The 26,271-nt window shown below is 63.6% G+C and carries 23 protein-coding genes and 2 pseudogenes; 18 read left to right on the forward strand and 7 right to left on the reverse strand.

The features are described from left to right. Positions 1 to 1,098 carry a type IV toxin-antitoxin system AbiEi family antitoxin gene (locus OSW16_RS03390; RefSeq protein WP_267820757.1) on the reverse strand — a complete coding sequence of 366 codons (1,098 nt, stop codon included), beginning with the start codon at positions 1,096 to 1,098 and terminating at the stop codon, positions 1 to 3. A 253-nt stretch (positions 1,099 to 1,351) separates the two neighbouring features. Here OSW16_RS03390 and OSW16_RS03395 point away from each other — a divergent pair. Both OSW16_RS03395 and OSW16_RS03400 read left to right on the forward strand, forming a co-directional pair. Further along, positions 1,352 to 1,476 (forward strand): annotated as a pseudogene (locus OSW16_RS03395) (BrnT family toxin); the annotation flags it as partial. Further along, positions 1,454 to 1,696, forward strand: a pseudogene (locus tag OSW16_RS03400) (BrnA antitoxin family protein); the annotation flags it as partial. The pseudogenes OSW16_RS03395 and OSW16_RS03400, both read left to right, overlap by 23 nt. A gap of 44 nt (positions 1,697 to 1,740) precedes the next feature. Here the strand turns inward: OSW16_RS03400 and OSW16_RS03405 are convergent. Together OSW16_RS03405 and OSW16_RS03410 are read right to left on the reverse strand one after the other, a co-directional pair. Next, complete coding sequence (locus OSW16_RS03405; RefSeq protein WP_267820759.1) at positions 1,741 to 2,235, reverse strand: hypothetical protein; 495 nt, start codon at positions 2,233 to 2,235, stop codon at positions 1,741 to 1,743. A gap of 76 nt (positions 2,236 to 2,311) precedes the next feature. Beyond that, entirely contained in the window at positions 2,312 to 2,968 is a 657-nt protein-coding gene (locus tag OSW16_RS03410; protein WP_267820761.1) for a YciC family protein, read from the reverse strand. A 153-nt stretch (positions 2,969 to 3,121) separates the two neighbouring features. On the opposite strand from OSW16_RS03410, the gene OSW16_RS03415 reads away from it, so the two are divergent. From OSW16_RS03415 to OSW16_RS03430, 4 genes are all read left to right on the forward strand, one after another. Further along, positions 3,122 to 3,874 carry a DUF2076 domain-containing protein gene (locus OSW16_RS03415; RefSeq protein ID WP_267820763.1) on the forward strand — a complete coding sequence of 251 codons (753 nt, stop codon included), beginning with the start codon at positions 3,122 to 3,124 and terminating at the stop codon, positions 3,872 to 3,874. Between the two features lie 63 nt (positions 3,875 to 3,937). Next, entirely contained in the window at positions 3,938 to 4,417 is a 480-nt protein-coding gene (locus tag OSW16_RS03420; protein ID WP_012312588.1) for an NYN domain-containing protein, read from the forward strand. Positions 4,418 to 4,562: 145 nt separating this feature from the next. Beyond that, a complete protein-coding gene (yedA, locus tag OSW16_RS03425) occupies positions 4,563 to 5,483 on the forward strand; it encodes a drug/metabolite exporter YedA (protein WP_267820765.1) in 921 nt (306 codons plus the stop codon). 55 nt (positions 5,484 to 5,538) lie between these two features. Next, a complete protein-coding gene (locus tag OSW16_RS03430; RefSeq protein WP_267820767.1) occupies positions 5,539 to 6,858 on the forward strand; it encodes a DEAD/DEAH box helicase in 1,320 nt (439 codons plus the stop codon). 33 nt (positions 6,859 to 6,891) lie between these two features. Here the strand turns inward: OSW16_RS03430 and OSW16_RS03435 are convergent, their stop codons facing one another. Together OSW16_RS03435 and OSW16_RS03440 are read right to left on the reverse strand one after the other, a co-directional pair. Beyond that, positions 6,892 to 8,133: a TIGR03862 family flavoprotein gene (locus tag OSW16_RS03435; protein WP_267820769.1), complete on the reverse strand. Its 1,242-nt coding sequence runs from the start codon at positions 8,131 to 8,133 to the stop codon at positions 6,892 to 6,894. 148 nt (positions 8,134 to 8,281) lie between these two features. Beyond that, entirely contained in the window at positions 8,282 to 9,196 is a 915-nt protein-coding gene (locus OSW16_RS03440; protein ID WP_267820771.1) for a histone deacetylase, read from the reverse strand. A 114-nt stretch (positions 9,197 to 9,310) separates the two neighbouring features. On the opposite strand from OSW16_RS03440, the gene OSW16_RS03445 reads away from it, so the two are divergent. From OSW16_RS03445 to OSW16_RS03460, 4 genes are all read left to right on the forward strand, one after another. Further along, positions 9,311 to 9,883, forward strand: coding sequence for a GNAT family N-acetyltransferase (locus OSW16_RS03445; RefSeq protein ID WP_267820773.1), 573 nt, complete (start codon positions 9,311 to 9,313; stop codon positions 9,881 to 9,883). A 91-nt stretch (positions 9,884 to 9,974) separates the two neighbouring features. Beyond that, entirely contained in the window at positions 9,975 to 10,844 is an 870-nt protein-coding gene (gene tesB / locus OSW16_RS03450) for an acyl-CoA thioesterase II (RefSeq protein WP_241803887.1), read from the forward strand. Next, positions 10,841 to 11,431 (forward strand): HAD family hydrolase, encoded by a 591-nt coding sequence (locus tag OSW16_RS03455; protein ID WP_267820776.1) that lies wholly within the window; start codon positions 10,841 to 10,843, stop codon positions 11,429 to 11,431. The genes tesB and OSW16_RS03455 overlap by 4 nt, the downstream gene beginning before the upstream one ends. 249 nt (positions 11,432 to 11,680) lie before the next feature. Next, complete coding sequence (locus OSW16_RS03460; protein WP_241803885.1) at positions 11,681 to 12,691, forward strand: zinc-dependent alcohol dehydrogenase family protein; 1,011 nt, start codon at positions 11,681 to 11,683, stop codon at positions 12,689 to 12,691. Between the two features lie 9 nt (positions 12,692 to 12,700). Here the strand turns inward: OSW16_RS03460 and OSW16_RS03465 are convergent, their stop codons facing one another. Beyond that, positions 12,701 to 13,399: a FadR/GntR family transcriptional regulator gene (locus OSW16_RS03465; RefSeq protein WP_267820778.1), complete on the reverse strand. Its 699-nt coding sequence runs from the start codon at positions 13,397 to 13,399 to the stop codon at positions 12,701 to 12,703. A 261-nt stretch (positions 13,400 to 13,660) separates the two neighbouring features. Between OSW16_RS03465 and OSW16_RS03470 the strand changes: the two genes are divergently transcribed. Both OSW16_RS03470 and gudD read left to right on the forward strand, forming a co-directional pair. Next, positions 13,661 to 15,013, forward strand: coding sequence for an MFS transporter (locus OSW16_RS03470; protein ID WP_267820780.1), 1,353 nt, complete (start codon positions 13,661 to 13,663; stop codon positions 15,011 to 15,013). 19 nt (positions 15,014 to 15,032) lie between these two features. Beyond that, complete coding sequence (gudD, locus tag OSW16_RS03475; RefSeq protein WP_267820782.1) at positions 15,033 to 16,388, forward strand: glucarate dehydratase; 1,356 nt, start codon at positions 15,033 to 15,035, stop codon at positions 16,386 to 16,388. A 160-nt stretch (positions 16,389 to 16,548) separates the two neighbouring features. On the opposite strand, the gene OSW16_RS03480 is transcribed toward gudD, so the two are convergent. Further along, entirely contained in the window at positions 16,549 to 17,436 is an 888-nt protein-coding gene (locus OSW16_RS03480) for a LysR substrate-binding domain-containing protein (protein WP_267820784.1), read from the reverse strand. A 100-nt stretch (positions 17,437 to 17,536) separates the two neighbouring features. Here OSW16_RS03480 and OSW16_RS03485 point away from each other — a divergent pair, with 100 nt between their 5' ends. The 6 genes from OSW16_RS03485 (at position 17,537) to OSW16_RS03510 (ending at position 26,252) form a co-directional block, all read left to right on the forward strand. After that, on the forward strand, positions 17,537 to 18,487 hold the full coding sequence (locus tag OSW16_RS03485) for a 2-hydroxyacid dehydrogenase (RefSeq protein WP_267820786.1): 951 nt from the start codon (positions 17,537 to 17,539) through the stop codon (positions 18,485 to 18,487). 350 nt (positions 18,488 to 18,837) lie between these two features. Then, entirely contained in the window at positions 18,838 to 20,181 is a 1,344-nt protein-coding gene (locus OSW16_RS03490) for an MFS transporter (protein ID WP_267820788.1), read from the forward strand. A 357-nt stretch (positions 20,182 to 20,538) separates the two neighbouring features. After that, the gene (gene gabP / locus OSW16_RS03495; protein WP_241803880.1) at positions 20,539 to 21,933 is read left to right on the forward strand and encodes a GABA permease; all 1,395 of its coding nucleotides are present in this window, start codon (positions 20,539 to 20,541) and stop codon (positions 21,931 to 21,933) included. Positions 21,934 to 22,096: 163 nt separating this feature from the next. Then, complete coding sequence (locus OSW16_RS03500) at positions 22,097 to 22,843, forward strand: efflux RND transporter periplasmic adaptor subunit (RefSeq protein WP_241804120.1); 747 nt, start codon at positions 22,097 to 22,099, stop codon at positions 22,841 to 22,843. After that, the gene (locus OSW16_RS03505) at positions 22,840 to 24,159 is read left to right on the forward strand and encodes an efflux RND transporter periplasmic adaptor subunit (RefSeq protein WP_267820790.1); all 1,320 of its coding nucleotides are present in this window, start codon (positions 22,840 to 22,842) and stop codon (positions 24,157 to 24,159) included. Before OSW16_RS03500 ends, OSW16_RS03505 begins: the two co-directional genes overlap by 4 nt. After that, positions 24,159 to 26,252, forward strand: coding sequence for a biotin/lipoyl-binding protein (locus OSW16_RS03510; protein ID WP_267820792.1), 2,094 nt, complete (start codon positions 24,159 to 24,161; stop codon positions 26,250 to 26,252). Before OSW16_RS03505 ends, OSW16_RS03510 begins: the two co-directional genes overlap by 1 nt. Positions 26,253 to 26,271 lie beyond the last annotated feature (19 nt).

Consider the following 26,271-nt stretch of genomic DNA (forward strand, 5'->3'; position numbering starts at 1 on the left):
TTACACCTTTAAAATATCTTCACGAAATTGGGCCGCAAGCTCTGCGTTTCGTCCACGGCCATTTAGGAGGTCAAGGTACTGTATGAAAGGACTCGCGAAAAAAGCTTGTTCAGTGTGCGAATACTCCTGGAAGAGTTCGCTGGCTCCTGAGCGCTCGATCAAAACAACGTTCGCACCTTTTTCGGCTGGTTTAAGACCAAGCTTTTCAGCAACTCGCTCAGCTTTTGTCGGTACTATGATTTCTGCAATATCGACATGAGTGAGTAGGGGGGACAGACGATTGGCAGCGATAGCGCCTGTGAACGCTACCGACAAACCATCTCGTTGGTCACGATCATTCCAGCTCATGTTTGAGGACAATTCCTCGACAAGCTTTTTAGGGTTTTGGCAGAAAAAGTACCATCGAGAAATTTGTTGCCTGCGTTTTGCCCATGCTTCGGCCCAGGCATCCAGCAGCTCTGTAGGTCTTATGAGCCGACGAACTCGATGTCGCCCCTCTCCTTGGGATTCTACCCAACCAAGACGCTCTAGCGCTTGGAGCAAATTAGACACGGTAGCGCCAGAGGTTTGGGAAAGCTCAACTACCTGCTGACCATGAAACCAATCCCTATCCATGTGAAGGAGGGTATGGATGATTTTCTCACGTGAACCTTTGAACACATCCACTTCTCGGAGTGCGCCTTTGGTCGCAGACTTACCTTTTTCGATGTTGACTAGCCAGTTTCGATGCTTGAAGAACAGTGTGCCACTCGCATCAAAGAAGCTCACTCCACGGTTTCTGAGTTCGTCCCGCGCTCCTTTGCTGATGTGTTCGGCAAGGAAAATGGGCACCATGTCAGAAGCATTCTTCGTCCGGCTCTGATGCCCATGCAGATCCCACAGTGCATCCTTGATGTCCCGTGGATACGCTTCTTTCTTGATGGCGAATACTAGACGCCAGTCGCCCTCGGGGGTATTAAGGTGACCCATGGCATCCGGCTCCCAAGGCTCGCCCTCGGGATTGATCTTGATAGCTGACAGCGCTGATCCTGTGGCCTCCTCAAATGCCTCAGCGAAGGCGCTCATCAGCGGTTCATGCTTTTCGAAATCGTAATTCATTGCTACCCCTGCGCCGAAAGCTTGGACGAGCCTCCGTCCATTTCTTAGCTCAAAGCTACTCTAGATTTTAAAAAAATCAACGCTTGGTTCGGTTTTTGGCTCATTTTTCCTGAGCAGGAAATCAAGCGAAATGAGCCTTGGATTCGGCATTTTACCTATTTTCCTGATCAGGAAATCAAGTGAAATGACGTCTTGATTCCGTGCATTGGCTATTTTTCCTGTACAGGAAATCAAGAAAATCTAAAGAACGATATGGTTAACGTTTGTGATCGGCGTGGTTGTTTACACCGAGCGGCGGGGCGATGTGGTCCGCATCACCTCCGCCCGAAGGCCACCAAACAGGAGGCCAAACGCTATGTCGAAAGCATCGAAAACTGACTGGGAACGCCTGGCCAAGCTGGACGATCAGGACATCGACACCGGCGACATGCCCGAGTTGGGCGATGATTTCTTTCGCCGCGCCGAGCTGCGCGTGCCGGTGAAACAGGCGGTGACCATCCGCCTGGATGCCGATGTGCTGGAGTGGTTCAAGGGGCAAGGCGCGGGCTACCAGACGCGCATCAACCAACTGCTACACCGCGACATGCAGGCCCAACAGAGCCTACTGGACCGGACGCCCCCCTGGTACCTGACGATCAAGGCTCAGGCAACCTGCTGGAGGAGGAACGTGAGCGTTTCGCCCTCTTTCGTGTTGATCAGGTACATGGGATGCCTGCTGTGATGAGGGGTGTCCGCGATCGCGCCGGCACGGTAGCCCTGGTGATCACGCAGGTAGCAGATCAAGCCATGTTCCGTGAGCTCCAGCGGTTCGATCTTCCAGTAATCGGTGACTTCTGCCCGCTGGTAGAAGCCCAGGTATCCGTTCAGGCTCAGGCCAAGCTTTTTGGGCGGCTGCGCCGGGCCACTGAGGCTGATGTGATGGTGCAGACGGTCTTGCGTGCTCGAGTCGAAGGTGAAGTCCAGGCGTATGGAGGCCTGGTCGCCCCCAGCCATGAGCCAGTCGTCCTGCGGTGTGATCCCCCAGTGCCATTTGTCGCGGCGGGTGCTCAAGCGAAGGGGGACATACCTGTCGGTGGCCATTGCGTACAGATGGCCACTGAACGACCTGGCGTACCTGCTCTGAATTTCCGGGTCCATGTGCGAACCTCCAAGGTGGGTGGGATTGGCACCTTAATCTCCCGGGCAGGCCACGCTGGAGTCTGAACGCTTTCCTTCAGGTGTCGCTCTTGCTCTCCAGCAGCATGAACAGGCGGTACAGCACCACGGTGCTGAACAACTGCAGGAAGCCGAGCAGGCTGGCCGTGGCCAGCTCCAGGGCGGGAGCTGGCTCGGGGAAGGCAATCAGCAGCAGCCCGTCGATCAGCCAGATCGGTGCCAGCACCCCAAACACGCAGAGCATGATGCGCATGAAATGCCCAGTGGTCATGCGTGCGCTTTCGCGCATCGATTGCACCACCGGCAGGCCGCGCAGCACTAGCAGGTACTCGGCGAACACCAGGTTGATCATGATCCAGACCCCCGGGAAGACCAGCAGCATCAGCCCCGCCAAGATCAGTAGCGAGCTGATCATGATCAGCAGTGCCATCTGCGGCCATAGCTGCATGGCGCGGGCAAACAGCTCACGCTTGGGGATGTCCTGGCCGTTGCTGCGGGTATCGAGGTAAAGAATCAGCGCTGCACTGTAAAGCGGATAGAACAGCAGGCTCACCAGCATGCTGTAGGACAGTGAGGCCTGGTCGCCCAGCTGCCGCATCATCAGTTGGGTCACCAGGGCTTCGAGTACGATCAGCGGCAAGCACAGCGCAATGATGTTTGCCAGGTGGCGGCGGAAGAAGTACAGGGAGTCGCGAAAAACGCTCAGCGGATTCATCGGTCAACATCGCATGGCAGTAAAAGCAGGGGCCTAACTTTAGCCCAGAGCAGCCATTTGCTGAAAAAAGTTTCACCGTGCCAGTGATTGAATCCGCTGCTTGCGCGCCCCATCTTTGACATGTCCGATGTCCCGCTTCCCATGAGGTAGCCAATGAACACTGAAGAGCAAACCCTGATCGATGGCCTGTTTGGCCGCATCAAACAAGCCGAAGACCCCAGCCAGCCGCGTGATGCCCAGGCCCAGGCGCGCATCGAGGAACACCTGCGCGAGCAACCGGCGGCGCCTTACTACATGGCCCAGGCGATTTTGGTTCAGGAGGCTGCGCTCAAGCGCCTGGATGAACAGAACAAGCAACTGGAAGCCGAGCTCAAGCAGGCTCGTGCCCAGGCAGAGGCTTCTCGCAACAGCAGCGCCAGCAGTGGTGGCTTCCTCTCCAGCATCTTTGGCAACAGCGGGCGTAACCCCCAGCCTGCCCAAGCATCGCAGCAGCCCCAGCGGCCTGCCGCGCCGGTCGCTTCGGCAGGCGGTTGGCGTGAGCCGAATGCACCGGGTTTCTCCCAGCCGCAGGCTGCGCAACCGGGTTTTGGCGCCGCGCCGGCTCGGGGTGGTGCCAGCAGCTTCCTTGGCGGTGCGATGCAGACCGCCGCCGGCGTGGCCGGTGGTGTGTTGCTGGCACAAGGCATCAGCAGCCTGTTCAACCACCATTCGCAGCCTGAAGAGGTGGTCGAGGTGATCAGGGAAGAGCCGGCGCCGGCCAGTGATACCGGTGGCTGGAATGACCAGGACGCGCAGCCGCAGGTGGCCGACAACGGTGGCTGGGGCGCTGATCAAGGTGGGTACGCCGATACCGATTACGGCAGCGATGATGGCGGCTTCTTCTCGGACGACGACACCTTCGTCTGATCGCTCTGGCATACTGCTGGCATTTCCGGGGGCGCACTGCGCCTCCTCAGCCGAGGGTATGTAGTGAAGAAAATCGCACTGTTCGCCGATGTGCAAAACCTCTACTACACCGTGCGCCAGGCCCATGGCTGCCACTTCAACTACACCGCGCTGTGGTCGGAAGTCAGCCGCGAGGGTGAGATCGTCGAGGCGGTGGCCTATGCCATCGACCGGGGGGACAGCAAACAGCAGCAGTTCCAGCAGATCCTGCGCAACCTTGGTTTCGACGTGCGCCTCAAGCCGTTCATCCAGCGCAGCGATGGATCGGCCAAGGGTGACTGGGATGTGGGGATAACCCTGGATGTGATCGATGCCGCCAGCCGTGTCGACCAGGTGGTGCTGGCTTCGGGTGATGGTGATTTCGACCTGCTGCTGGAGCGAGTGATTCAGCGCCATGGCGCCGAGGCGGTGGTCTACGGCGTGCCGGGTTTGACCGCCATGTCGCTGATAAGAGCGGCCAGCCGCTATGTGCCGATCGAAGGGCGTTTGCTGTTGAAGCATTGAGGGTTGCTGGCGCCTGAGCGCCATTGCGCCGCATGCCCCTGCCATGACGCAAATTGTGCCGCCCAATTAATCCTGTTTTGTAACTTAATCTTGGCGGCGAGGCTCCCTAAACTCATTCCCCCGTAAACGGATTTCGAGTTTTGCCATGCCTGCCTCCCGCCGCTTCCCGATAGTGTTGATCGGTGCTTTCCTGGCCTTGTACCTGGTCTGGGGCTCCACCTACCTTTTCATCCGCATCGGTGTGGCGTCCTGGCCGCCGATGCTGATGGCCGGGGTGCGATTCCTTATCGCCGGGGGCCTGCTCTATGGGTTTTTGCGCTGGCGTGGGGTGCCGGCGCCGACCTGGCCGCAATGGCGTGCGGCAGGTGCGGTGGGTTTTCTGCTGCTCAGTTGCGGCAATGGTGGCGTAACGGTTGCAGAGCATGCTGGCGTTGCCTCCGGCGTCGCTGCGCTGGCCGTGGCCACGGTGCCGCTGTTTACCTTGGTGTTTGGCCTGCTGTTCGGCCATCGCAATTCGCGCCTGGAGTGGGCGGGCATCGTCCTCGGGCTGGTTGGCATCGGCCTGCTCAACCTTGGCTCTAACCTGCAGGCCAGCCCCATCGGGGCGGCGCTGATCCTGTTTGCGGCTGCCGCCTGGGCGTTCGGGTCGGTCTGGAGCAAGAGCCTGCCGCTGCCCCAAGGCCCCATGGCCAGTGCGGCCGAGATGCTGGTCGGTGGCGCGGTATTGTTGCTGGGCAGCGCCCTGTCGGGTGAGCGCATGACCCAGATGCCCACAGCGGCAGGCTGGGGAGCATTGGCTTACCTGGTGTTGTTCGGCTCGATCCTGGCATTCAGCGCCTACATGTACCTGCTCAAGCATGTGCGCCCGGCGGCGGCCACCAGCTATGCCTATGTCAACCCGGCGGTGGCGGTGTTGCTTGGTATCGTCTTTGCCGGTGAGCAGATCGGCGCAGAGGAATGCCTGGCGATGGCGGTGATCATCAGCGCCGTGGTGCTGATCGGCCTGCCGCAGTGGCGCAAGCCCGCGCTGCCTGCTGCATCGCTTGAAGGCGAAACCTGCAAGTAGGTCGGGGTGTTGCGGTAAACTTGCCGCCTTCGCTGAACCCCCTGACGGTATTGCCATGAATTTCGCCAAACTCGGCCTGATCGAACCGTTGCTGCGCACCCTGCAGCAACTGGACTACACCACCCCAACCCCGGTCCAGGCCCAGGCCATCCCCGCCGTGCTGGCCGGCCGCGACCTGATGGCCGCGGCTCAGACCGGCACCGGCAAGACTGCAGGCTTTGCACTGCCTGTGCTGCAGCGCCTGGCCCTGGAAGGGGAAAAGGTCGCCAGCAACTCGATCCGTGCGCTGGTGTTGGTCCCGACCCGCGAACTGGCCGAGCAGGTGCACAACAACGTGCGCGAATATGCCGAAAACCTGCCGCTGAGCACCTACGCGGTGTATGGCGGGGTCAGCATCAACCCGCAGATGATGCGCCTGCGTCGCGGTGTCGACCTGCTGGTGGCTACCCCGGGGCGCCTGCTCGACCTGTTCCGCCAGAACGCGGTGAAGTTCAACCAGGTGCAAACCCTGGTGCTGGACGAAGCTGACCGCATGCTCGACCTGGGTTTTGCCGAAGAGCTGCAGTCGGTGTACGCGGCACTGCCGCGCAAGCGCCAGACGCTGCTGTTCTCCGCCACCTTCTCCGACCAGATCCGCATGCTGGCAGGCCTGGCGCTCAATGACCCGCTGAGCATCGAGGTCAGCCCGCGCAACGCTGCTGCCACCACGGTCAAGCAATGGCTGGTGCCGGTGGACAAGAAGCGCAAGGTCGACCTGTTCTGCCATCTGCTGCGCAAGCAGCGCTGGACGCAGGTATTGGTGTTCGCCAAGACGCGCAACGGCGTTGACCAGCTGGTGGAGCGGCTGCTGGGCGAGGGGGTGAACGCCGACGGCATTCACGGCGACCGCCCGCAAGCTACGCGCCAGCGCGCGCTGGACAGCTTCAAGGCCCGTGAGGTCCAGGTACTGGTCGCCACCGACGTCGCCGCCCGCGGCCTGGACATCGATGACCTGCCGTTGGTGGTCAACATCGACCTGCCGATCGTCGCCGAGGATTACGTGCACCGTATTGGCCGCACCGGGCGTGCGGGTAACAAGGGCGAGGCAATCTCGCTGGTGTGCGCCGATGAAGTGCAGCAGTTGGCAACGATCGAGACGCTGATTCGCCAGACCTTGCCGCGCCACGAAGAACCGGACTTCATCCCCGATCACCGGGTGCCGATGACCGATGCCAGTGGCCAGGTGATCAAGAAGCCGAAAAAGCCCAAGAAGCCGAAAGAGAACAGTGCCAAGCGCGGGCTGGGGCGCTGGATGGACAGTGGCGACGAGGCTCCGGTCAAAGCGGTGCGCAAAGTGCCGAGCTTCAACACCGGCCCGAAAAAGCGCAAGCCCTGAGGTATTGGGGCCGCCAAGCGGCCCCGCACCCTGTCAGGCAGAACGCGCCAGCCAATCGGCCGCCGCCCGCCCAGCGCGCAACCCACTGGCAAAGCACGCCGTCAACAGGTACCCCCCGGTCGGCGCTTCCCAGTCCAGCATCTCGCCGGCGCAGAACACCCCGGGCATACCCTTGAGCATCAACCCCTCATCCAGCCCCTCGAAGCGCACGCCACCGGCACTGCTGATCGCCTCGTCCAGCGGCCGGGTGCGTACCAGCGTGATCGGCAGCGCCTTGATCGCTCGCGCCAGCGCGGCCATATCGGCAAACGTCGCCTGATCGGTCAGTTCACGCAGCAGTGCCGCCTTCACCCTGTCGATGCCCAGCTGGCTATGCAGGTGCTTGGCCATCGACCGTGAACCGCGCGGTTTGGCCAGGGCCTGGGCAATTTTGTCCACAGGCTTGTCCGGCAGCAGGTCGAGCAGCAGCGTTGCCTGGCCTTTCTGGTTGATGGCTTCGCGCAGCGGTGCCGACCAGGCATACACCAGGCTGCCTTCAACCCCCTGTGCGGTGAGGATGAACTCGCCTTTGCGCGGCGCCTTACCGGGTACGCTCAGGGCAATGTTCTTCAGCGGCGCGCCGGCGAACTTGTCCTTGAGCAGCGCACTCCAGCCTGCCACTTCAAAACCGCAGTTGCTCGCCTGCAGCGGTGAGATATCCACAGCCCGCTCGGCCAGCAGGGGCTGCCAGGCGCCATCCGAGCCAAGCCTGGCCCAGCTGCCACCACCCAACGCCAGTACCAGCACGTCGGCCTTGACGTTCAATTCACCCTGTGGATAACCGAGCCGCAGGGTGCCATCGAGATTCCACCCTAGCCAGCGGTGGCGGGTGTGGATAACTACCCCACGGTCGCGCAGGCGCTTGAGCCAGGCGCGCAGCAACGGCGCGGCTTTCATGTCGGTGGGGAACACCCGTCCCGAGGTGCCGACGAAGGTTTCGATGCCCAGGCCGTGAATCCACTGGCGCAGGGTATCGGCATCGAAGTCCTGCAGCAGCCGGCCAATCGCGTCCTGGCGCTCGGCATACCGGGCAACGAACTGTGGATAAGGTTCCGAATGGGTGATGTTCATGCCGCCGACACCTGCCAGCAGAAACTTGCGACCCACCGATGGCATGGCGTCGAACACCTGTACGGCTAGGCCTTGCTGGGCCAGCGCTTCGGCGGCCATCAAACCGGCAGGGCCCGCGCCGATGACAACGGCGAGGGGAGGGGATGCGGGGTGTAGATCGGGCATGGTGGGTGACGGGCTGTGGAAAAGTTGCCCATTCTAGCGCAGCAGGGCATAGGGAAGCACTGAACAAAAAATGATCAGCCTGCTGCAGGCCACGCGGGCATTGGGCTGCAGCCGCTTTCACTCAGCTTATCCACAAGCGGTTCCACAGTCATTGTGAACAACTGACGACCTTGGCCGCGCTGTGGTGAAGGATGCCGTGGCGCCGCGCCAGCGCTTGCCGGTCCTTGCTGTAGCCACCGCCGATCACCCCGACTACCGGGATATCCCGCCCCAGGCAGTGGCGCATGACATGTTCGTCGCGCGCAGCCAAGCCAGCATCGGTCAACTGCAGGTAACCCAGGGCATCGTCTTTGTGCACGTCCACCCCGGCGTCATACAGCACCAGGTCGGGTTGATACAGCGGCAGCAGGTAGTTGAGCGCGTCTTCCACCACCTTCAGGTAGGCGGCATCGCCCATGCCTCGCGGCAGCGGAATGTCCCAGTCGCTTTGCGCCTTGCCCGCCGGGAAGTTCTGTTCGCAGTGCAACGACACGGTGATGGCGTCCGGGGTGTCTTGCAGGATGCGCGCGGTGCCGTCGCCCTGATGCACGTCGCAATCGAAGATCAGTACCCGGTGCACCCGCCCGGCCTCGAGCAGGTAGTGGCTGATCACGGCCAGGTCATTGAAGATGCAGAAACCGGCAGGGTGGTCATGGTGGGCGTGGTGGGTACCGCCGGCCAGGTGGCACGCAAGGCCATGCTGCAGCGCCATTTCAGCGGCCAGCAGCGAGCCGCCCACCGCACGCACGGTGCGCCGCGCCAAGGCCTCGCTCCAGGGCAAGCCCAGGCGGCGCTGGTCCTCGCGCGACAGCTCGCCGTGCATGTAACGCTCGATGTAGTCGCGGTCGTGGGCCAGGGCGAGGATGTCGTTGGGGCAGATTTCCGGGCGCAGCAACGCCTGGTCGGTCGTCAGCCCGCTTTCGACCAGGTGGTCGCGCAGCAGGCGGAACTTGTCCATGGGGAAGCGATGCTCGGGTGGAAACTCCGGGCTGTAGTCATCGTGGTAGATCAGCGGCAACGGCATGGTGGGTTCGCAATCGGGGCCAGTGCTGATCTTGCCAGTTGTTGGGTTGTGGGTAAAAGTGCTGTGCCGCGCCTACGCTTGAACCTGTAGCACGGCAAAACCGGAGCACGCCCCATGACCCCCATCCTTGAACTGGAAAGCGCCCGCCTGGTGTTGCGCCAATGGCGTGACGACGACCTGCGCGAGTTCGCCGCCATGAGCGCCGACCCGCAGGTGATGCGTTATTTTCCAGCGCCCATGACGCGGCTGGAGGCGGCGGCACTGATCGGTAGGATCCGTGGCCATTTCAACGAATACGGCTTCGGCCTGTGGGCCCTGGAGCGCAAGGACAGCGGCGCCTTCATCGGCATGACCGGCCTGCTCAACGTCAACTTCGATGCGCCGTTCACCCCGGCCGTGGAAATCGGCTGGCGCCTTGCCCGGCGGCACTGGGGCCTGGGCTTTGCCAGCGAGGCGGCGTGGACCTGCCTGCGGTGTGCGTTCGCCCAATTGCGCCTGGAGGAGGTGGTGTCGTTCACGACCGAGGCCAACCTGCCGTCGCAGAAGGTCATGCAGGCCATCGGCATGGTGCAGGACCTGCAAGGCAGCTTCGACCACCCACGCCTGCCCGAGGGGCACCCGCTGCGGCCCCACGTGCTCTACCGCATCGACCGGCCCCGCTGGGAGCAGACCCTGCGCGCTGAATGAGCGGTCATGCGCGGTGCCGATGACAAACCCTGTATCATTTGCCTTCATGAAAGCGCCGTAGAGCTGTGATGTCTTGCTAGGAGAACCCCCGATGAGTCATGTGTTGGACGACCTGGTCGACCTGTTGAGCCTCGAATCGATCGAGGAGAACCTGTTCCGTGGACGCAGCCAGGACCTGGGCTTCCGCCAGCTGTACGGTGGCCAGGTGCTGGGCCAGTCGCTGTCGGCGGCTAGCCAGACGGTCGAGGACGCGCGTCATGTGCATTCGCTGCACGGCTACTTCCTGCGCCCGGGCGATGCCAGCCTGCCGGTGGTCTATTCGGTCGACCGTGTGCGCGATGGCGGCAGCTTCAGCACCCGGCGCGTGACGGCCATCCAGAAGGGCCAGACCATTTTCACCTGCAGTGCGTCGTTCCAGTACGACGAGGAAGGTTTCGAGCACCAGGCGCAGATGCCTGATGTGGTCGGGCCAGAGAACCTGCCGAGCGAGGTCGAACTGGCCCGCGCCATGGCTGACCACCTGCCTGAGCGCATTCGTGACAAGGTGCTGTGCGCCAAGCCGATCGAGATACGCCCGGTCACCGAGCGTGACCCGTTCAACCCCAAGCCCGGCGACCCGGTGAAGTACGCCTGGTTCCGCGCCGACGGCAACCTGCCGGACGTGCCGGCGCTGCACAAGTACCTGCTGGCCTATGCCTCGGACTTCGGCCTGCTGACCACCTCGCTGCAGCCCCATGGCAAATCGGTGTGGCAGCGCGACATGCAGATCGCCAGCCTCGACCACTCGTTGTGGTTCCACGCCAACCTGCGCGCCGATGAGTGGCTGCTGTACGCCACCGACAGCCCCTGGGCCGGCAATGCCCGTGGGTTCTGCCGGGGCAGTATCTATAACCGTGCGGGGCAGTTGGTGGCGTCGTCTTCGCAGGAAGGTTTGATCCGTCATCGCAAGGACTGGGCATGAGCCTGGCCGATATCCGCAACTGGGTGTTCGACATGGACGGCACCCTCACCGTGGCGGTGCACGATTTTGCCGCGATTCGGGAGGCGCTGGAGATACCGCCCGAGGATGACATCCTCACCCACCTGGCGGCATTGCCTGCGGCACAAGCGGCCGCCAAGCATGCCTGGCTGCTGGAGCACGAGCGCGACCTGGCGGTTGCCTCGACTGCAGCGACCGGTGCCGTGGAGCTGGTGCGGGAGCTGGCCGGGCGTGGGTGCCGGTTGGGCATTCTTACCCGTAATGCACGTGAATTGGCGCATGTCACGCTAGAGGCGATAGGCCTGGCGGATTGCTTTGCCGTCGAGCACGTGCTCGGTCGTGACGAGGCGGCGCCCAAGCCCAGCCCAGATGGTTTGCTGAAGATCGCCAGTGCCTGGGGTGTGGCGCCGAGCGAGTTGGTTATGGTGGGTGACTACCGCTTCGACCTGGATTGCGGGCGAGCGGCCGGGGCGCGCACGGTGCTGGTGAACCTGCCGGATAACCCCTGGCCGGAACTGGCGGACTGGCATGCGGCGGACTGCCGGGCGTTGCGGGCGTTGCTGGGCTGAGCGCTGCGGTGTATGGCACCGGCTTTGCCGGTGATCGCCGGCAAGCCGGCTCCCACAGGGATCGCGCCAGCTTTTAGAGGTTAGCAAGGCTTCAGCTACGGATTAAGGCCGGCGCCATACCTTGTGGTAGCGATGGCTTAACCAGTTTCCAGGGGGGGACGCGGGTCCCTGTGGGAGCCGGCTTGCCGGCGATGGGGCCGTTACTGACTATGCTCACCCCCAGTCTTTTCCTCAAATGGAGAACCAGCCATGACCCATAAAGCCATTTACGTGCAACCCGGCGGCGGCTACGACAAGGTCGAAGTCGGCACTTGCGAGGCAGCTGCGCCCAAGCCCGGCGAGATCACCGTGCGCCTGCACGCCAGCTCCCTCAACTACCACGACTTTGCCGTGGTCAGCGGCATGTGGGGGCCAAGCGAGCGGCGCATCCCCATGGCCGATGGCGCCGGCGAAGTGACCGCTGTCGGGGCGGGCGTCAGTGAGTTCAAGGTAGGCGACAGCGTGGTCAGCACCTTCTTCCCGGACTGGCTCGATGGCCAGGCACTGGTCGAAGGCTTCGCCAGCGTGCCGGGCGACGGCATCGACGGCTACGCCCGTGAACAGGTCACCGCCCGCGCGACCGCCTTCACCCTCGCGCCCAAGGGCTACAGCCACGCCGAGGCCGCCACCCTGACGACCGCCGGCCTCACGGCCTGGCGTGCGCTGATGAGCGACGACCACCTCAAGCCAGGTGACACTGTGCTGGTGCAGGGCACCGGCGGCGTATCGATCTTCGCCCTGCAGTTCGCCAAGCTGGCAGGCGCCACGGTCATCGCCACCTCGTCCAGCGATGCCAAGCTCGAACGCCTCAAGGCCCTCGGTGCCGACCACCTGATCAATTACAAAAGCACCCCGGCCTGGGGCGAGAAGGTACGTGAGCTCACCGGCAACCGTGGCGTCGATCATGTGATCGAGGTGGGCGGGCCGGCGACGCTGGAGCAGTCGATGATTGCCGCACGGATCGGCGGCCATGTGTCATTGATCGGCATTCTTACCGGTGTCGCCGGGCAGCTGCCGCTGGTTCAGGCGCTGGTTCGGCAGATCCGGCTGCAGGGTGTGCTGGTGGGTAGCCGCGCGCAGCAGCAGGCGATGGTTCGGGCGATCGACGCCAACGGCTTGCTGCCTGTTGTGGACAAGCATTTCGAGCTGGAACAGATCGTCGAAGCGTTCCGCTACCAAGAGAGCAACCGCCACTTCGGCAAGATCTGCCTGACCTGGTAACCGCCGGCCTCAGTCCGGCAACAAGCGGTCCCGGCTGTTGGACAGATGCAGGCAGATCGCCGCCCGCGCCGCATCCGGGTCTTGTCGGCTGATGGCGTTGAGAATTGCCTCATGTTCCAGGTTGGCCAGGTAGGCATGGCGCGCCAGGTTGGCCCCGGCGCGCTCGGCGATGGCCATGCGGTTGCGTGGAATCAGGCCATTGCCCAGCTGCGCCATCATCTCGCTGAAATACAGGTTGCCGGTGGCTTCGGCGATCAGCAGGTGAAAGCGGCGGTCCGCTTCGATGCAGCTGTCACCGGCCGCAGCGAGGTCCTGATAATCGTCCAGCGCCTGGCGCATGCGTGCCAGGTGTTGGTCGTTACGGCGCACGGCGGCGAGGGCGGCTGCCTGGCCTTCGAGGCCGATGCGCAGTTCCAGCAGGTCGCGCACGCTGGCAGCATTCTCCACGCCCACCCGCAACCCGGCCTGCGCCGGGCGCGCCATCACGAACGTACCAATCCCGTGGCGCGGCTCTACCAGGCCCGAGGCCTGCAGCTTCGACAGCGCTTCACGCACGACGGTGCGGCTGACCCCGTGCTCGCGCACCAGGGTGTTTTCCGACGGCAGCTTGTCGCCCGGCTTGATGGTGCCCAGCAGGATCTGCTGGGTCAGGCTGGAGACCAGGTCGTGGGCACGGCTGTGGCCAGTTTTGCGGGGTTGCTGGGGCATGAGTCGATCCGGCTATCGAGTTAGCTTGTACGACAAGTTAGCGGATAAAATTTTTTTCTGCCTGTTTTTTCGCGGCCAGGAGTCAGCTCGAAATTGATTTTCGATGTTGAATCGATGCTTTTACTGGTTTTATCAGCTTGTATTTTGCGTTTTTAACGACAATCACCATCTTGTCGTACAACTTCGCCGCGCCTATGCTCTGCCCACTGTCATGTCAGACCACCTCGACCCGCACAAAAACAATTAGTGGGAGATACACAAGTGAACGACACCCTCGATCCGTCTGCCCGTAACGGCAATGACGTGCTGGCCAGTGCCGTGGCCAAGGTCAAGCGCCATGTGCTGCCGCTGTTCGTGATCATGTTCATCGTCAACTACCTCGACCGCGTCAACATCGGCTTCGTCCGGCCTCACCTGGAAAGCGACCTGGGCATCAGCGCTGCGGCCTATGGCTTTGGTGCCGGGCTGTTCTTCATCGGCTATGCGTTGTTCGAAGTGCCCTCGAACATGCTGTTGCAGCGCGTCGGCGCCCGCCTGTGGCTGACCCGCATCATGTTCACCTGGGGGCTGGTGGCCACGGCCATGGCCTTCGTGCAGAACGAAACCCAGTTCTACGTGCTGCGCTTTTTGCTCGGTGTTGCCGAGGCCGGTTTCTTCCCTGGGGTGATCTATTACTTCACCCGCTGGCTGCCAGCCGCCGAACGCGGCAAGGCGATTGCCATCTTTCTCAGCGGCTCGGCGCTGGCCTCGCTGATCTCCGGCCCCCTGGCCGGGGCGTTGATGCAGATCCAGGGCCTGGGCATGCATGGCTGGCAGTGGATGTTGTTCATCGAGGGCATGGCTTCGGTCACGCTGTGCTTCTTCGTGTTCTTCTGGCTCGACTCCAAACCGCACGACGCCAAGTGGCTGAGCAAGGCCGAGCAGGACGCGCTGGTCGATACCATCGACCGCGAGCAACGTGAGCGCGAGGCCATCGGCGCCGTCAAGGTATCGTCCTGGAGCCTGCTCAAGGACCGCCAGATCGTGCTGTTCTGCCTGATCTACTTCTGCATCCAGCTGACCATCTACGCTGCGACCTTCTGGTTGCCCAGCATCATCAAGCGCATGGGCGACCTGAGCGACCTGCAGGTCGGCTTCTTCAACTCCATCCCGTGGCTGATCTCGATCCTGGCCATGTACGCCTTCGCCGCTGGCTCCTCACGCTGGAAGTTCCAGCAGGCCTGGGTGGCTGCTGCCCTGGTGATCGCCGCCATCGGCATGTTCATGTCGACCACGGGCGGGCCGGTGTTCGCCTTTGTCGCGGTGTGCTTTGCCGCTATCGGTTTCAAGTCGGCCTCGTCGCTGTTCTGGCCGATCCCCCAAGGCTATCTGGACGCGCGCATCGCTGCGGCGGTGATCGCCCTGATCAACTCGGTGGGCAACCTGGGCGGCTTCGTCGCGCCCACCACCTTCGGCTTGCTCGAGCAGCAGACCGGGTCGATCCAGGGCGGCCTTTACGGCCTGGCCGTGACCTCGGTGCTGGCGGCCATTGCAGTGTTCTTCGTGCGCACCCGCCCAAAGGGTATCCCCTCACATGACCTCAAGGCCCCTTCGGCCTTGGGCCAGACCCACTGATGACTGCGAGACAACAACCATGAACATGCAGACGACTCCCGCTCTCCACACCAGCACCCCTGTGGTCACCGACCTGCGCGTGATCCCGGTTGCCGGCCATGACAGCATGCTGCTCAACCTCAGTGGCGCCCATGGCCCGTTCTTCACCCGTAACGTGGTGGTGCTGCGTGACAGCGCCGGTAACACAGGGCTTGGCGAAGTGCCCGGCGGCGAGAAGATCCGCCAGACCCTGGAAGATGCCCGTAGCCTGGTGGTCGGCCAGCCCATCGGCCACTACCAGCGTGTGCTCAATGCCATGCGCCAGACTTTCGCCAACCGCGATGCGGGCGGGCGCGGGCTGCAGACCTTCGACCTGCGCATCACCGTGCATGCGGTGACCGCCATCGAATCGGCGCTGCTCGACCTGCTCGGCCAGCACCTCAATGTGCCCATGGCCGCGCTGCTCGGCGAAGGCCAGCAGCGCGAGGCGGTGAAGATGCTCGGCTACCTGTTCTACATCGGTGACCGCCAGCAGACCGATCTGGCTTACCGCAACGAGGCCGACGCCGATGATGATTGGTTCCGCCTGCGTCACGAGAAGGCACTGACCCCTGACTCCGTGGTGCGCCTGGCTGAGGCTGCCAAGCAGCGCTATGGCTTCAGCGACTTCAAGCTCAAGGGCGGCGTGCTGCGTGGCGAAGAGGAAATGGAGGCGGTGACTGCGCTGGCCGAGCGCTTCCCCGAAGCGCGTATCACGCTAGACCCCAATGGCGCCTGGTCTTTGAAAGAGGCAATCGCGCTGTGCCGTGACAAGCACCACGTGCTGGCCTATGCCGAAGACCCGTGCGGCGCCGAGAACGGCTATTCGGGGCGTGAAGTGATGGCCGAGTTCCGCCGTGCCACCGGTTTGCCTACCGCCACCAACATGATCGCCACCGACTGGCGCCAGATGGGCCATGCGATCCAGTTGCAATCGGTGGACATCCCCTTGGCCGACCCGCACTTCTGGACCTTGCAGGGTTCGGTACGGGTGGCGCAGATGTGCAATGACTGGGGCCTGACCTGGGGTTCGCACTCCAACAACCACTTCGACATTTCACTGGCGATGTTCACCCAGGTGGCCGCGGCGGCGCCGGGCGAGATCACAGCTATCGATACCCACTGGATCTGGCAGGACGGCCAGCGCCTTACCCGCGACCCGCTGCGCATCGTCGACGGCCACGTGCGCGTGCCGGGGCGGCCAGGGCTGGGTGTGGAGCTGGATGAAGACCAACTGGCCAAGGCCCATGAGTGCTACCGCAGCATGGGCCTGGGCGCGCGGGATGATGGCGTGGCGATGCAGTTCTTGATTCCGGGCTGGACGTTCGATAACAAGCGGCCTTGCCTGGTGCGCTAAGGCTCAGGGCCCCATCGCCGGCAAGCCGGCTCCCACCAGTCCACCACAGCCCTGAAGGCCGGTTGCGGGCTGCGAGGTACCTGTGGAAGCAACCGTCTAAAAGCTGGCGCGATCCCGGTGGGAGCCGGCTTGCCGGCGATTGGGCTGCACAGCAGCCCCTTCAGCCAGCCTCAAAAAAAGCCCGGGCCATTGCCACAAATTCACCCAACACCGGGTTCGGGTTATCCCGGCAGTACGCCAGAAAGATCTCCGCCTGCTGGTCCATTCCCATCAGCGGCTTGAACACCACCTGCTCCAGCCGCAGCGCCTGCGCCGATGCCGGCACCACCGCACAGCCCAGCCCTACATTGACCAACCCCAGGATCGAATGCGTCTGCCCCAGTTGGTGCAGATAACGCGGCTGCACCTGATGACGGGCAAACAGATTGGCGATGCGGTCATGGAAGTAGCGCCCCTCATTGGCGCTGTACATCACGAACGGCTGCTGGTCGAAATCGGCCGGCTTGAGCCGCTCGCGCGCTGCCAGTGCATGCCCGGCGGGCAGGGCGGCGACGAAGGGCTCGCGGTGGATCGGCAGGTACTCCACGCGCGCACTGGGCAGCACCTGGCGCACCAGGCCGACATCGATCAGCCCAGCTTCCAGGTCATGCACCTGGGTTGCGGAGATACGCTCGCTGAGCACCAGTTCGATGTCGGGCACGGTCTTGCCCGCGTGCACCAGCAGGCGCGGGATCATGCTGTAGGCCCCGACGGCGGTGAAACCCAACGTCAGTCGACCAGCCTCGCCATGGGCGATGCGCCGCGCCGACTGGCTGGCCGATTCGGCGATCTGCAGGATGCGCCGGGCATCTTCCAGAAAGCTCTGCCCAGCGAGTGTGAGCCGCGCCTGGCGGTTGTTGCGCTCGAGCAGCAGCACCCCCAACGAATGCTCCAACAGTTGGATCTGCCGGCTCAACGGCGGCTGGGTCATGTGCAGGCGGGTGGCCGCGCGGCCGAAATGCAGCTCCTCGGCAACCGCCACGAAGCAGCGCAACTGGTGCAGCTCCATGATTCAATTCCTGAATTATTCGATCCATCATCTATATTAGACCTGTATCGCATGCCGGCCTAGCATCGAGTCACACCCATGAAGTGGCCGGATATCGACGATGAATGACGACAACACTGCAGCCATCGAGCTGCTGCTGACCCAGCCGGTACCAGATGCCATCGATGCGCAACTGGCCAGCGCTTACCAGGTGCACCGGCTGTATCGCCATGACAACCCACAACAGCTGCTCGCTGAGATAGGCCCGCGGATCAGAGGGGTGGTCACTGGTGGCGCCAAAGGCTTGGCCAATGCGCTGATGGATCAACTGCCAGCGCTGCAGATCATCGCCATCAGCGGTATCGGCACCGATGCTGTCGACCTGCAGCACGCGGCGAGGCGCGGCATACAGGTCACCACCACCCCCGGGGTGCTCACCGATGATGTGGCCGATATGGCCATGGGGTTGATCATCAACACACTGCGCCGCCTGGGCGAGGGCGAGCGTCTGGTGCGTGACGGCTTGTGGGGCACGGTCGACCTGCCGCTGGCGCGCAAGGTCAGTGGCAGTGCGCTGGGTATCGTGGGGCTGGGGCAAGTCGGCAAGGCCATTGCCCGCCGCGCTGCCGCCTTCGACATGCCCATCGCCTACCACGGCCGGCGCGAACAGCATGGCTGTGGCTACCGTTTCGTCGCAGACCTGGTTGAACTGGCGCGTTCGGTGGATGTGCTGGTGGTAGCGGCCTCGGCCGATGGCGGCAAGGTGCTGGTGAGCGCCGAGGTGCTCGACGCGCTGGGCCCGCAGGGCTACCTGATCAACGTGGCGCGCGGCAAGTTGGTCGATGAAGACGCACTGGTAGAAGCCTTGCGCGAACGGCGCATTGCCGGTGCCGGGCTGGATGTGTTCGTCGATGAACCCCATGTGCCACCGGCTCTGCGTGACCTCAACCAGGTCAGCCTGCAGCCGCACCGTGGCAGCGCCACCCTGCAGACCCGCCTGCAGATGGGGCAGATGGTGCTGGACAACCTCTCAGCCTGCTTCCGCGGTGAGGTACCACCGAACTGCGCGTAGCCCCTATCGCCGGCAAGCCGGCCCCCCACAAGGACCCCACTGCTTTCGAGCTAGATGATCTATCCCCGGGAGCCCACTGCTTTCGAGCTCAATGTTGTACCCCCGGGAGCCCAGTGCTTTCGAGCCTGATGATGTACCCCGGGAGCCCAGTGCTTTCGAGCTTGATGATGTACCCCGAGAGCCCAGTGCTTTCCAGCTTGATGATGTACCTGTGGGCATCCACTGCTTTCGAGCTCGGTGATGTACCTGTGGGAGCCGGCTTGCCGGCGATGGGGCCATTAGCCACACCGCAAGACCACACCTTCTCTGCACAAGAACAATCGCTTCCATCGAGAAGCAAGAGGGTCTACATGAACAGCAAATCCGCCGTAGCCGCACCGCAGCCCGTGGTCGCGATCGGTCGCCATCGCTTTCTGGTGCTGGCGCTGATCTCCATCATCACGGTCATCAACTATGCCGACCGCGCCACCCTGTCGATCACGGGCACCGAGGTACTCAAGGACCTCGGCCTGGACCCCGTCATGCTCGGCATGATCTTCTCTGCCTTCGCCTGGGCCTACGCCCTCGGCCAGGTCCCCGGCGGCTGGTTGCTGGACCGCTTCGGTGCCCGCCGTGTGTATGGCATCAGCCTGATACTCTGGTCGCTGTTCACCCTGCTCCAAGGCACAGTGGGCTGGCTGGGCCTGGCCGGCGTATCGGCTGCGGTGGCGTTGTTCTCCATGCGTTTCATGCTCGGCCTGGTGGAGTCGCCGGCATTCCCGGCCAACTCACGCATCGTCAGCTGCTGGTTCCCCACCCGCGAACGCGGTACCGCATCGGCGCTGTTCAACTCGGCGCAGTACATGGCCGTGGTGGTGTTCGCGCCGCTGATGGCGTGGATGACCCACACGATGAGCTGGGAGCAGGTCTTCATCTGGATGGGGGTACTTGGCCTGCTGCTGAGCGTGGTGTGGTTCCGCCTATACCATGAGCCGCACAGCGCACCGGGGTTGAGCCGCGAAGAGTTCGACTACATGCGCGAAGGCGGCGCCCTGGTCGACCTGGAAAAAGAGCGCCAGACGGCCAAGCGCAAACCGACCCGCGCAGAGCTTGCGCAGCTGTTCACAAGCCGCAACCTGTGGGCGGTCTACCTGGGGCAGTACTGCATCACCGAGCTGACGTATTTCTTCATCACCTGGTTCCCGATCTACCTGATCAAGGGCCGTGGCATGACCCTCATGGAGGCCGGTTGGGTGGCCGCTTTGCCGGCCATCTGCGGCTTTACCGGCGGCATCCTCGGGGGCTTCGTGTCCGACTGGCTGATCCGCCGTGGCGTACACCCATCCAGGGCACGCAAAACGCCGTTCGTGATCGGCATGGCGTTGTCCACCACCCTGGTGCTGGCCAATTACGTCGAGGGTAACGCGGCAGTCATTGCCCTGATGACCTTGGCGTTCTTCGGCAAGGGCCTGGCGGCCGTCGGTTGGGCGGTGCTGTCGGATGTGGCGCCGAAGAAAATGGTTGGCCTGTGCGGTGGCGTGTTCAACGGCATCGGCAACATTGCCGGCATCGTCACCCCGCTGGTGATCGGCTACGTGGTGGCCAGCACCGGCTCCTTCCACAACGCACTCTGGTTCGTAGCCGCCCATGGCGTGCTGGGGATCCTCGCTTACCTGTTGCTGGCCCGCCGCTTTGAACGGACGGGGCAGGCGTAGGCAGACGCCTGAGCAGCAGAGGCCCCGGGAGACCGGGGCCTTTTTTTGTGCGCCGGCTACGCATATTCAGATGAAAAACAAAACCCTCAAATGGCCATCAGGCGTGTCTGGGCATGCCATTCACGACATCTGACGCCTAGGGGAAAGCGCTGTCGTGATCGAACAGTTGCGGGGCGTTCTCGTGTAATTTGCCGCAGCCTCAGGCGGCTTAAATGAACCCCGAACCGCACTGACGCCCAGCGCTGTGATGCGCCCCAAAAATCAACAACAGTGGTGTCGACTCATTGAATCCAAAGGAGATATTTTCGCCTACGCCTGCCCGTCCTTCCTTGTGTCAGCAAAAAGAGAACAACATCAATGAACACCGTGGGAACTGATGGCAACCTTGCTCAAGGTTTCAAGCCACGTCATGTAACGATGCTGTCCATCGCGGGCATCATCGGTGCCGGTCTTTTCGTCGGTTCCGGGCACGCCATCGCGGCGGCCGGGCCAGCTACCATTATTTCTTACTTCGTGGCCGGGACCCTGGTGGTGCTGGTCATGCGCATGCTCGGCGAAATGGCCGTCGCGCATCCTGATACCGGTTCGTTCTCCACCTATGCCGACCAGGCCATCGGCCGCTGGGCCGGCTACACCATCGGCTGGCTGTACTGGTGGTTCTGGGTGCTGGTGATCCCGATCGAAGCACTGGCCGCCGGGCATGTGCTCAACGCCTGGTTCCCCCAGGTGGACAGCTGGATCTTCGCCCTCGCGTCCGTGCTGCTGCTGGCGTGCACCAACCTGTTCAGCGTGGCCAAGTACGGTGAGTTCGAGTTCTGGTTCGCCATTCTCAAAGTCACGGCCATCCTTTGTTTCATCGGCTTGGGCTTTGCCGCCCTGATGGGCTGGTTGCCCAACCGCGAAGTCAGCGGCTTGAGCGGCTTGATGAGCGCCTACGGCGGCTTTGCGCCCAATGGCTGGTCTGCCGTGATCGGTGCGTTCATCACCGTGATGTTCAGCTTCATCGGCACCGAAGCGGTGACCATTGCCGCCTCCGAATCCAGCGACCCGTCGCGCAACATCGCCAAGGCCACGCGCTCGGTGATCTGGCGCATCAGCACCTTCTACATCCTGTCGATCTTCGTGATCATCTCGATCGTGCCGTGGAACGACCCGCAGCTTGCGGTAGTGGGTTCCTACCAGCGTGCGCTGGAAATCATGAACATCCCCAATGCCGCCTTCATGGTCGATTTGGTGGTGCTGGTGGCCGTGACCAGTTGCATGAACTCGTCGATCTATATCGCTTCGCGGATGATGTACTCGCTGGCCAAGCGCGGTGATGCACCGGCCTTCCTCAACAAGACCTCCAAGGTCGGCGTGCCACGCGCTGCCGTGTTCGGTAGCACCCTGATCGGCGCGGCCATCGCCATCCTCAACTATTTCGCACCCAAGGGTGTGTTCGAGTTCCTGCTGGCCAGCTCTGGCGCGATTGCGCTGCTGGTGTACATGGTCATCGCCATCTCCCAGCTGCGCATGCGCCGCCGCCTGGAGCGTGAAAACGCGGAACTGAAGTTCCGTATGTGGCTGTTCCCTTGGCTGACCTGGGCGGTGATCATTTTCATTGCCGGGGCGTTGGCGGTGATGATGTACACGCCCGAGCATCGGGCGGAGGTGAGTTCGACCTTGGGCCTGGCGATCTTCATTTCCTTCCTTGGCATCGTCACCACGCGCGGGCACCAGCGGCAACTGGCCGGAGCGCGCTCGCTCGGTTGAGCAACGGCTTCCACACCGCCCCAGTGGCCGGGTCTACCGGCCGCTGGGGGCCCCATCGGTGTGATGTATCCGTGCCATCAGTTTTTTCGTACACTCCGCTCATCCAGCTCGCAAGGGAGTGTGCAACATGTGTCGTGGGATTCGACTGGCTTTGGCCTTGAGTATGTTGCACCTGCCATTGGCACTGGCCGCGCAGGCGCCAGCCGACCCGCTGCTGGATGCGCCGAGCGCCAGCGATGCAGGCGCCGAGCAAAGCGCCCGTGGCGTGTTGCGTGCGCGTCATCAGGCAGTGCTGGCCAGTGAGCTGGCCGGGCGTATCGTCGAGATGCCATATGCCGATGGCGAGGCTTTCAAGAAGGGCAGCACCCTGGCGCGCTTCGACTGCTCGGCCTACCAGGCCCAGCTCAATGCCGCCCAGGCGGCGGTGCGCGCAAGCCGCGAAGAGCTCAACCACAACCGTCAACTGGCCGCGCTGAAATCGGTGGGGCAGTTCGAGGTGTCGCTGGCTGAGGCCAAGCAAGCCCAGGCCCAGGCCGAAGCCCAGGTCTACCAGGTGCAGGTCAAGCGCTGTGTGGTCACCGCCCCGTTCGATGGACGAGTGGTACAGCGCCGTGCCCAGCCTCACGAAAGCGTCGCCAACGGCGCCCCGCTGCTGGAGGTGGTGGACAACCGTTCGCTGGAAATCCAGTTGCTGGTGCCTTCGCGCTGGCTGGCCAGGCTCAAGCCCGGGCAAAGCTTTCAATTCACCCCGGATGAAACCGGTCAACCGTTGGGGGCCACGGTCAAGCGTGTGGGCGCGCGAATCGATGAAGGCAGCCAGACGCTGCTGCTGATCGGCGAACTGCCCACCGACACCCACGGTTTGCTGGCGGGCATGAGCGGTACGGCCCACTTTGCGCAGCAGCCATGACCGCCGCTGCCCATGGTACGGCGGAGCGCGCCTTTGCCTTGTTTCTGGGGCTCCAGCGCCAGGCGCGCCAGGCCAGCAGTAGCGAGCAGTTGGCCTATGCCATGGTCAACGACGGCCAGGCGATGTTTGCTTATCGCCATGCCGCGTTACTGATCGCCGGCAAGGTGCAGGCGCTGACCGGCATCAGCGTGGTGGAAGCCAATGCACCGTTCGTGGCCTTTGTCGAACGTGCCGTGGGCAAGCTGCAGGCTGCCGGTGTCGCTGGGCAGGCCGGTGAAGTCGACCCCAGCGTGCTGGATGCCCAGATACTCGCCGACTGGCAGGCGTTGTCGGCAGGGCAAGCCTTCTGGTTGCCGTTGCACGACCGCAAGGGTGAAGCCTTCGGCGGCTTGTGGCTGGCCCGCGAGCAAGCATTCAACGCCGCCGAGCAGGCCTTGCTGGTGCAGCTGGGGGAAACCTATGCGCATGCCTGGCAGGCCCTGAACCCGGTGCGCCCATGGCGCCTGCGCTGGCCGCGGCGGCGCTTGCTGGCCTTGCTGGCGGTCGCCCTGCTGGTGCTGTTGCTGCCGGTGCGCCAGTCGGTGCTGGCGCCGGCCGAGGTGGTGCCGCGTGGTGGCTGGGTGGTGGCGGCGCCGCTGGAGGGTGTGGTGGCTGAGTTCCTGGTCAAGCCCAACCAGCGTGTGGCGGCCGGGGATTTGCTGGTGCGCTTCGATGCCACCGCCCTCAAGGCCCAGGCCGATGTGGCCGCACGTACCTTGGGCGTGGCGGAGGCCGAACTCAAGGTCAGTACCCAGCGCGCCTTCACCGATGCCGATTCCAGCGCGCGCTTGGATTTGCTGGCCGCTCGCGTCGAACAGAAACGCGCCGAGCTCGACTATGCCCGCCAGTTGCTGGCGCGCAGCGAAATCCGCGCCGAGCGTGACGGCATTGCGGTGTTCGCCGATGTCGAGCGCTGGACCGGCAAACCGGTGCAGACCGGCGAGCGCCTGATGCAACTGGCCGACCCCGAGCAGGCCGAGCTGCGCCTGGAATTGCCGGTCGGCGATGCCATCGCCCTGCAGCCGGGGGCCGAGGTGGCGCTGTTCCTGGACAGCGACCCCCTGCATCGGCACGTGGCGAAGCTCGAACGCGCCGCTTACGAGGCCCAGACCACCGCCGCCGGGCAGCTTGCCTACCGGCTGGATGCGTCATTCGTCGAGGCCTCACCACGCATCGGCCTGCGCGGTACTGCCAAACTGTACGGCGAACGCGCGCCGTTGGCCTATTACCTGCTGCGCCGGCCTCTGGCGGCCCTGCGCCAAGGGCTGGGCCTGTAATGTTGCCGGCGCTGCGTGCGGACCTGCAGCTCTCGCCTGCGGCACCGGCGTTTGACGGTGCCCCGCAATGGACCTTGGCCGACCCATTGCGCGGCCGTTATTTCAAGCTAGGCGCGGCCGCGGTGCGCTTGCTTCGCCACTGGCCGCTGGGTGAGCCGCAACGGGTGCTGGCAGCTGCCAATGCCGAGCCGGGCCTGCCTCTGGAGGCCCAGGAGGTGGAGGACCTATTGGCGTTTCTCGGCCACCACGACCTGCTCAGCGCCAACGACCCCAAGCAGCGCCAGAGTTATGCCGTGAAGGCCGCCGCCAGCCAACAGGGCCTGTGGCAGAAAGCGTTGCACCAGTACCTGTTCTTCCGCATCCCACTGTGGCGCCCGGATGCCTTTCTCAACCGTACCTGGCCGCTGCTCGAACGCCATGGTGGCTGGCTGCTGCGCTTTGGCCTGCCGGCGCTGCTGGTGCTTGGCCTGTTCCTGGTGATTCGCGACTGGTCGCGCTTCATCGCCACGTTCCCGCACCTGTTCAGCCTCGGCGGCATGCTCGCCTTTGGCCTGGCCCTGGCGTTGGCCAAGCTTTGCCACGAGTTCGGCCATGCCTACATGGCCAAGCGCGCCGGCTGCCGTGTGCAGAGCATGGGGCTGGCGTTCATGGTGCTGCTGCCGATGTTCTACACCGATGTCAGCGATGCCTGGCGCGTCAGCGACCGGCGCTCACGGCTGCTGATCGATGCAGGTGGGGTGTTCGCTGAACTGGTGCTGGCGGTGTTGGCGCTGCTGGCCTGGTCGCTGCTGCCCGATGGGCCGCTGCGCACCGCCGCGTTCATGCTGGCCAGTGCCACGTGGATCACCACCTTGCTGGTCAACCTGAACCCGTTCATGCGCTTTGACGGGTACTTTCTGGTCAGTGACCTGTTAGGCGTGGAAAACCTGCAGCAACGCGCCTTCGCCCTGTGCCGGTGGCGCTTGCGCGAGGCGTTGTTCGGCTATGGCGAGACGATGCCGGAGCCGTGGCCACCGCGGATGCGCAAGCGCCTGCTGATATGGGGCTATGGCGCCTGGATCTGGCGTGCGCTGTTGTTCTTTGGTATCGCCCTGGCGGTGTATCACCTGTTCTTCAAGGTGCTGGGTATCTTCCTGATGCTGGTGGAACTGGTGTGGTTCATCGGCTTGCCGGTATTCAAAGAGCTGCAGCAGTGGTGGCTGCGCCGTGACCAGGCCCAGCCGCGCAAGACGCTGGCGCTGGGCCTGGGGTTGATGCTGCTGTTGGTGCTGCTGGCCGTGCCCTGGCGCGGTGCCGTGGAGGTGCCGGCGATGCTTGAGGCATCGCGGGTGAGCGCCTTGCATGCGCCGGTGGCGGCGCGGGTGAAGCAGTTGCAGGTGCACGATGGCCAGACGGTCGCCCAGGGGCAGTTGCTGCTGGAGCTGGAATCGCCTGACCTGGATTCGCGCCTGAAGATCGTGCGCCGCGAAATAGACATTCTGCAGTTGCTGTTGCGCCGTCAGTCCGGGCGCAGCGCCACCGCCAGTGATGCCGGGGTGCTCGAGCAGCAACTGGCCGAGGCAGTGGCCGAGTACCGGGGCCTGGCTGCCCAGCGTGAACGCTTGCAGTTGCGCGCGCCGGCGGCGGGCGTGTGGCGCGACATGCCCAGGGACTTGCAGGCGGGGCAGTGGGTCAATACCGGCCAGCCCCTGGGGCGGGTGGTCGAACCGGGGGTGCGCCTGCGTGGTTACCTGGGCGAGGCCGATTTGTGGCGCGTGGCCGCTGGCAGTGAAGGGCGCTTCATTGCCGACGACCCGGCGCGGGCGGCCTTGCCCGTGCGCGTGGAGCAGGTAGACGCTACCGGCGTTGCCGCGCTGGAACTGCAGGCGCTGGCGTCTGACCGGCATGGCCCGGTGGCCGTGCGCCGCGATGGCCAACAACGTGCCCAGCCGCTGCAGGCGCAATACGGCGTGCGCCTGAGCCCGCGGGTGGACGTGGCTGATGTGGCCCAGCCGTTGCGTGGGGTGGTGGTGCTCGAAGGCGCCCGCGAGTCGCTGCTGGGTGCGGCCTGGCGCAGATTGGCGGCCTTGGGCGTGCGCGAAAGTGGTTTCTAGGGCGAATTCACCGCAAGGA

The sequence above is a fragment of the Pseudomonas putida genome (genome assembly GCF_026625125.1).
GTDB classification, from domain to species: domain Bacteria; phylum Pseudomonadota; class Gammaproteobacteria; order Pseudomonadales; family Pseudomonadaceae; genus Aquipseudomonas; species Aquipseudomonas putida_X.

Bases quoted from the DNA above. Each gene is read 5' to 3' on its own strand.
- yedA (WP_267820765.1), top strand. From the start codon at position 4,563: ATGCCTGCCTCCCGCCGCTTCCCGATAGTGTTGATCGGTGCTTTCCTG.
- OSW16_RS03510 (WP_267820792.1), top strand. From the start codon at position 24,159: ATGTTGCCGGCGCTGCGTGCGGACCTGCAGCTCTCGCCTGCGGCACCG.
- OSW16_RS03485 (WP_267820786.1), top strand. From the start codon at position 17,537: ATGAATGACGACAACACTGCAGCCATCGAGCTGCTGCTGACCCAGCCG.
- OSW16_RS03500 (WP_241804120.1), top strand. From the start codon at position 22,097: ATGTTGCACCTGCCATTGGCACTGGCCGCGCAGGCGCCAGCCGACCCG.
- OSW16_RS03415 (WP_267820763.1), top strand. From the start codon at position 3,122: ATGAACACTGAAGAGCAAACCCTGATCGATGGCCTGTTTGGCCGCATC.
- OSW16_RS03480 (WP_267820784.1), bottom strand. From the start codon at position 17,436: ATGGAGCTGCACCAGTTGCGCTGCTTCGTGGCGGTTGCCGAGGAGCTG.
- OSW16_RS03455 (WP_267820776.1), top strand. From the start codon at position 10,841: ATGAGCCTGGCCGATATCCGCAACTGGGTGTTCGACATGGACGGCACC.
- gudD (WP_267820782.1), top strand. From the start codon at position 15,033: ATGAACATGCAGACGACTCCCGCTCTCCACACCAGCACCCCTGTGGTC.
- OSW16_RS03460 (WP_241803885.1), top strand. From the start codon at position 11,681: ATGACCCATAAAGCCATTTACGTGCAACCCGGCGGCGGCTACGACAAG.
- OSW16_RS03490 (WP_267820788.1), top strand. From the start codon at position 18,838: ATGAACAGCAAATCCGCCGTAGCCGCACCGCAGCCCGTGGTCGCGATC.
- OSW16_RS03505 (WP_267820790.1), top strand. From the start codon at position 22,840: ATGACCGCCGCTGCCCATGGTACGGCGGAGCGCGCCTTTGCCTTGTTT.
- OSW16_RS03465 (WP_267820778.1), bottom strand. From the start codon at position 13,399: ATGCCCCAGCAACCCCGCAAAACTGGCCACAGCCGTGCCCACGACCTG.
- OSW16_RS03405 (WP_267820759.1), bottom strand. From the start codon at position 2,235: ATGGACCCGGAAATTCAGAGCAGGTACGCCAGGTCGTTCAGTGGCCAT.
- OSW16_RS03390 (WP_267820757.1), bottom strand. From the start codon at position 1,098: ATGAATTACGATTTCGAAAAGCATGAACCGCTGATGAGCGCCTTCGCT.
- tesB (WP_241803887.1), top strand. From the start codon at position 9,975: ATGAGTCATGTGTTGGACGACCTGGTCGACCTGTTGAGCCTCGAATCG.
- OSW16_RS03440 (WP_267820771.1), bottom strand. From the start codon at position 9,196: ATGCCGTTGCCGCTGATCTACCACGATGACTACAGCCCGGAGTTTCCA.
- OSW16_RS03430 (WP_267820767.1), top strand. From the start codon at position 5,539: ATGAATTTCGCCAAACTCGGCCTGATCGAACCGTTGCTGCGCACCCTG.
- OSW16_RS03445 (WP_267820773.1), top strand. From the start codon at position 9,311: ATGACCCCCATCCTTGAACTGGAAAGCGCCCGCCTGGTGTTGCGCCAA.
- gabP (WP_241803880.1), top strand. From the start codon at position 20,539: ATGAACACCGTGGGAACTGATGGCAACCTTGCTCAAGGTTTCAAGCCA.
- OSW16_RS03435 (WP_267820769.1), bottom strand. From the start codon at position 8,133: ATGCCCGATCTACACCCCGCATCCCCTCCCCTCGCCGTTGTCATCGGC.
- OSW16_RS03410 (WP_267820761.1), bottom strand. From the start codon at position 2,968: ATGAATCCGCTGAGCGTTTTTCGCGACTCCCTGTACTTCTTCCGCCGC.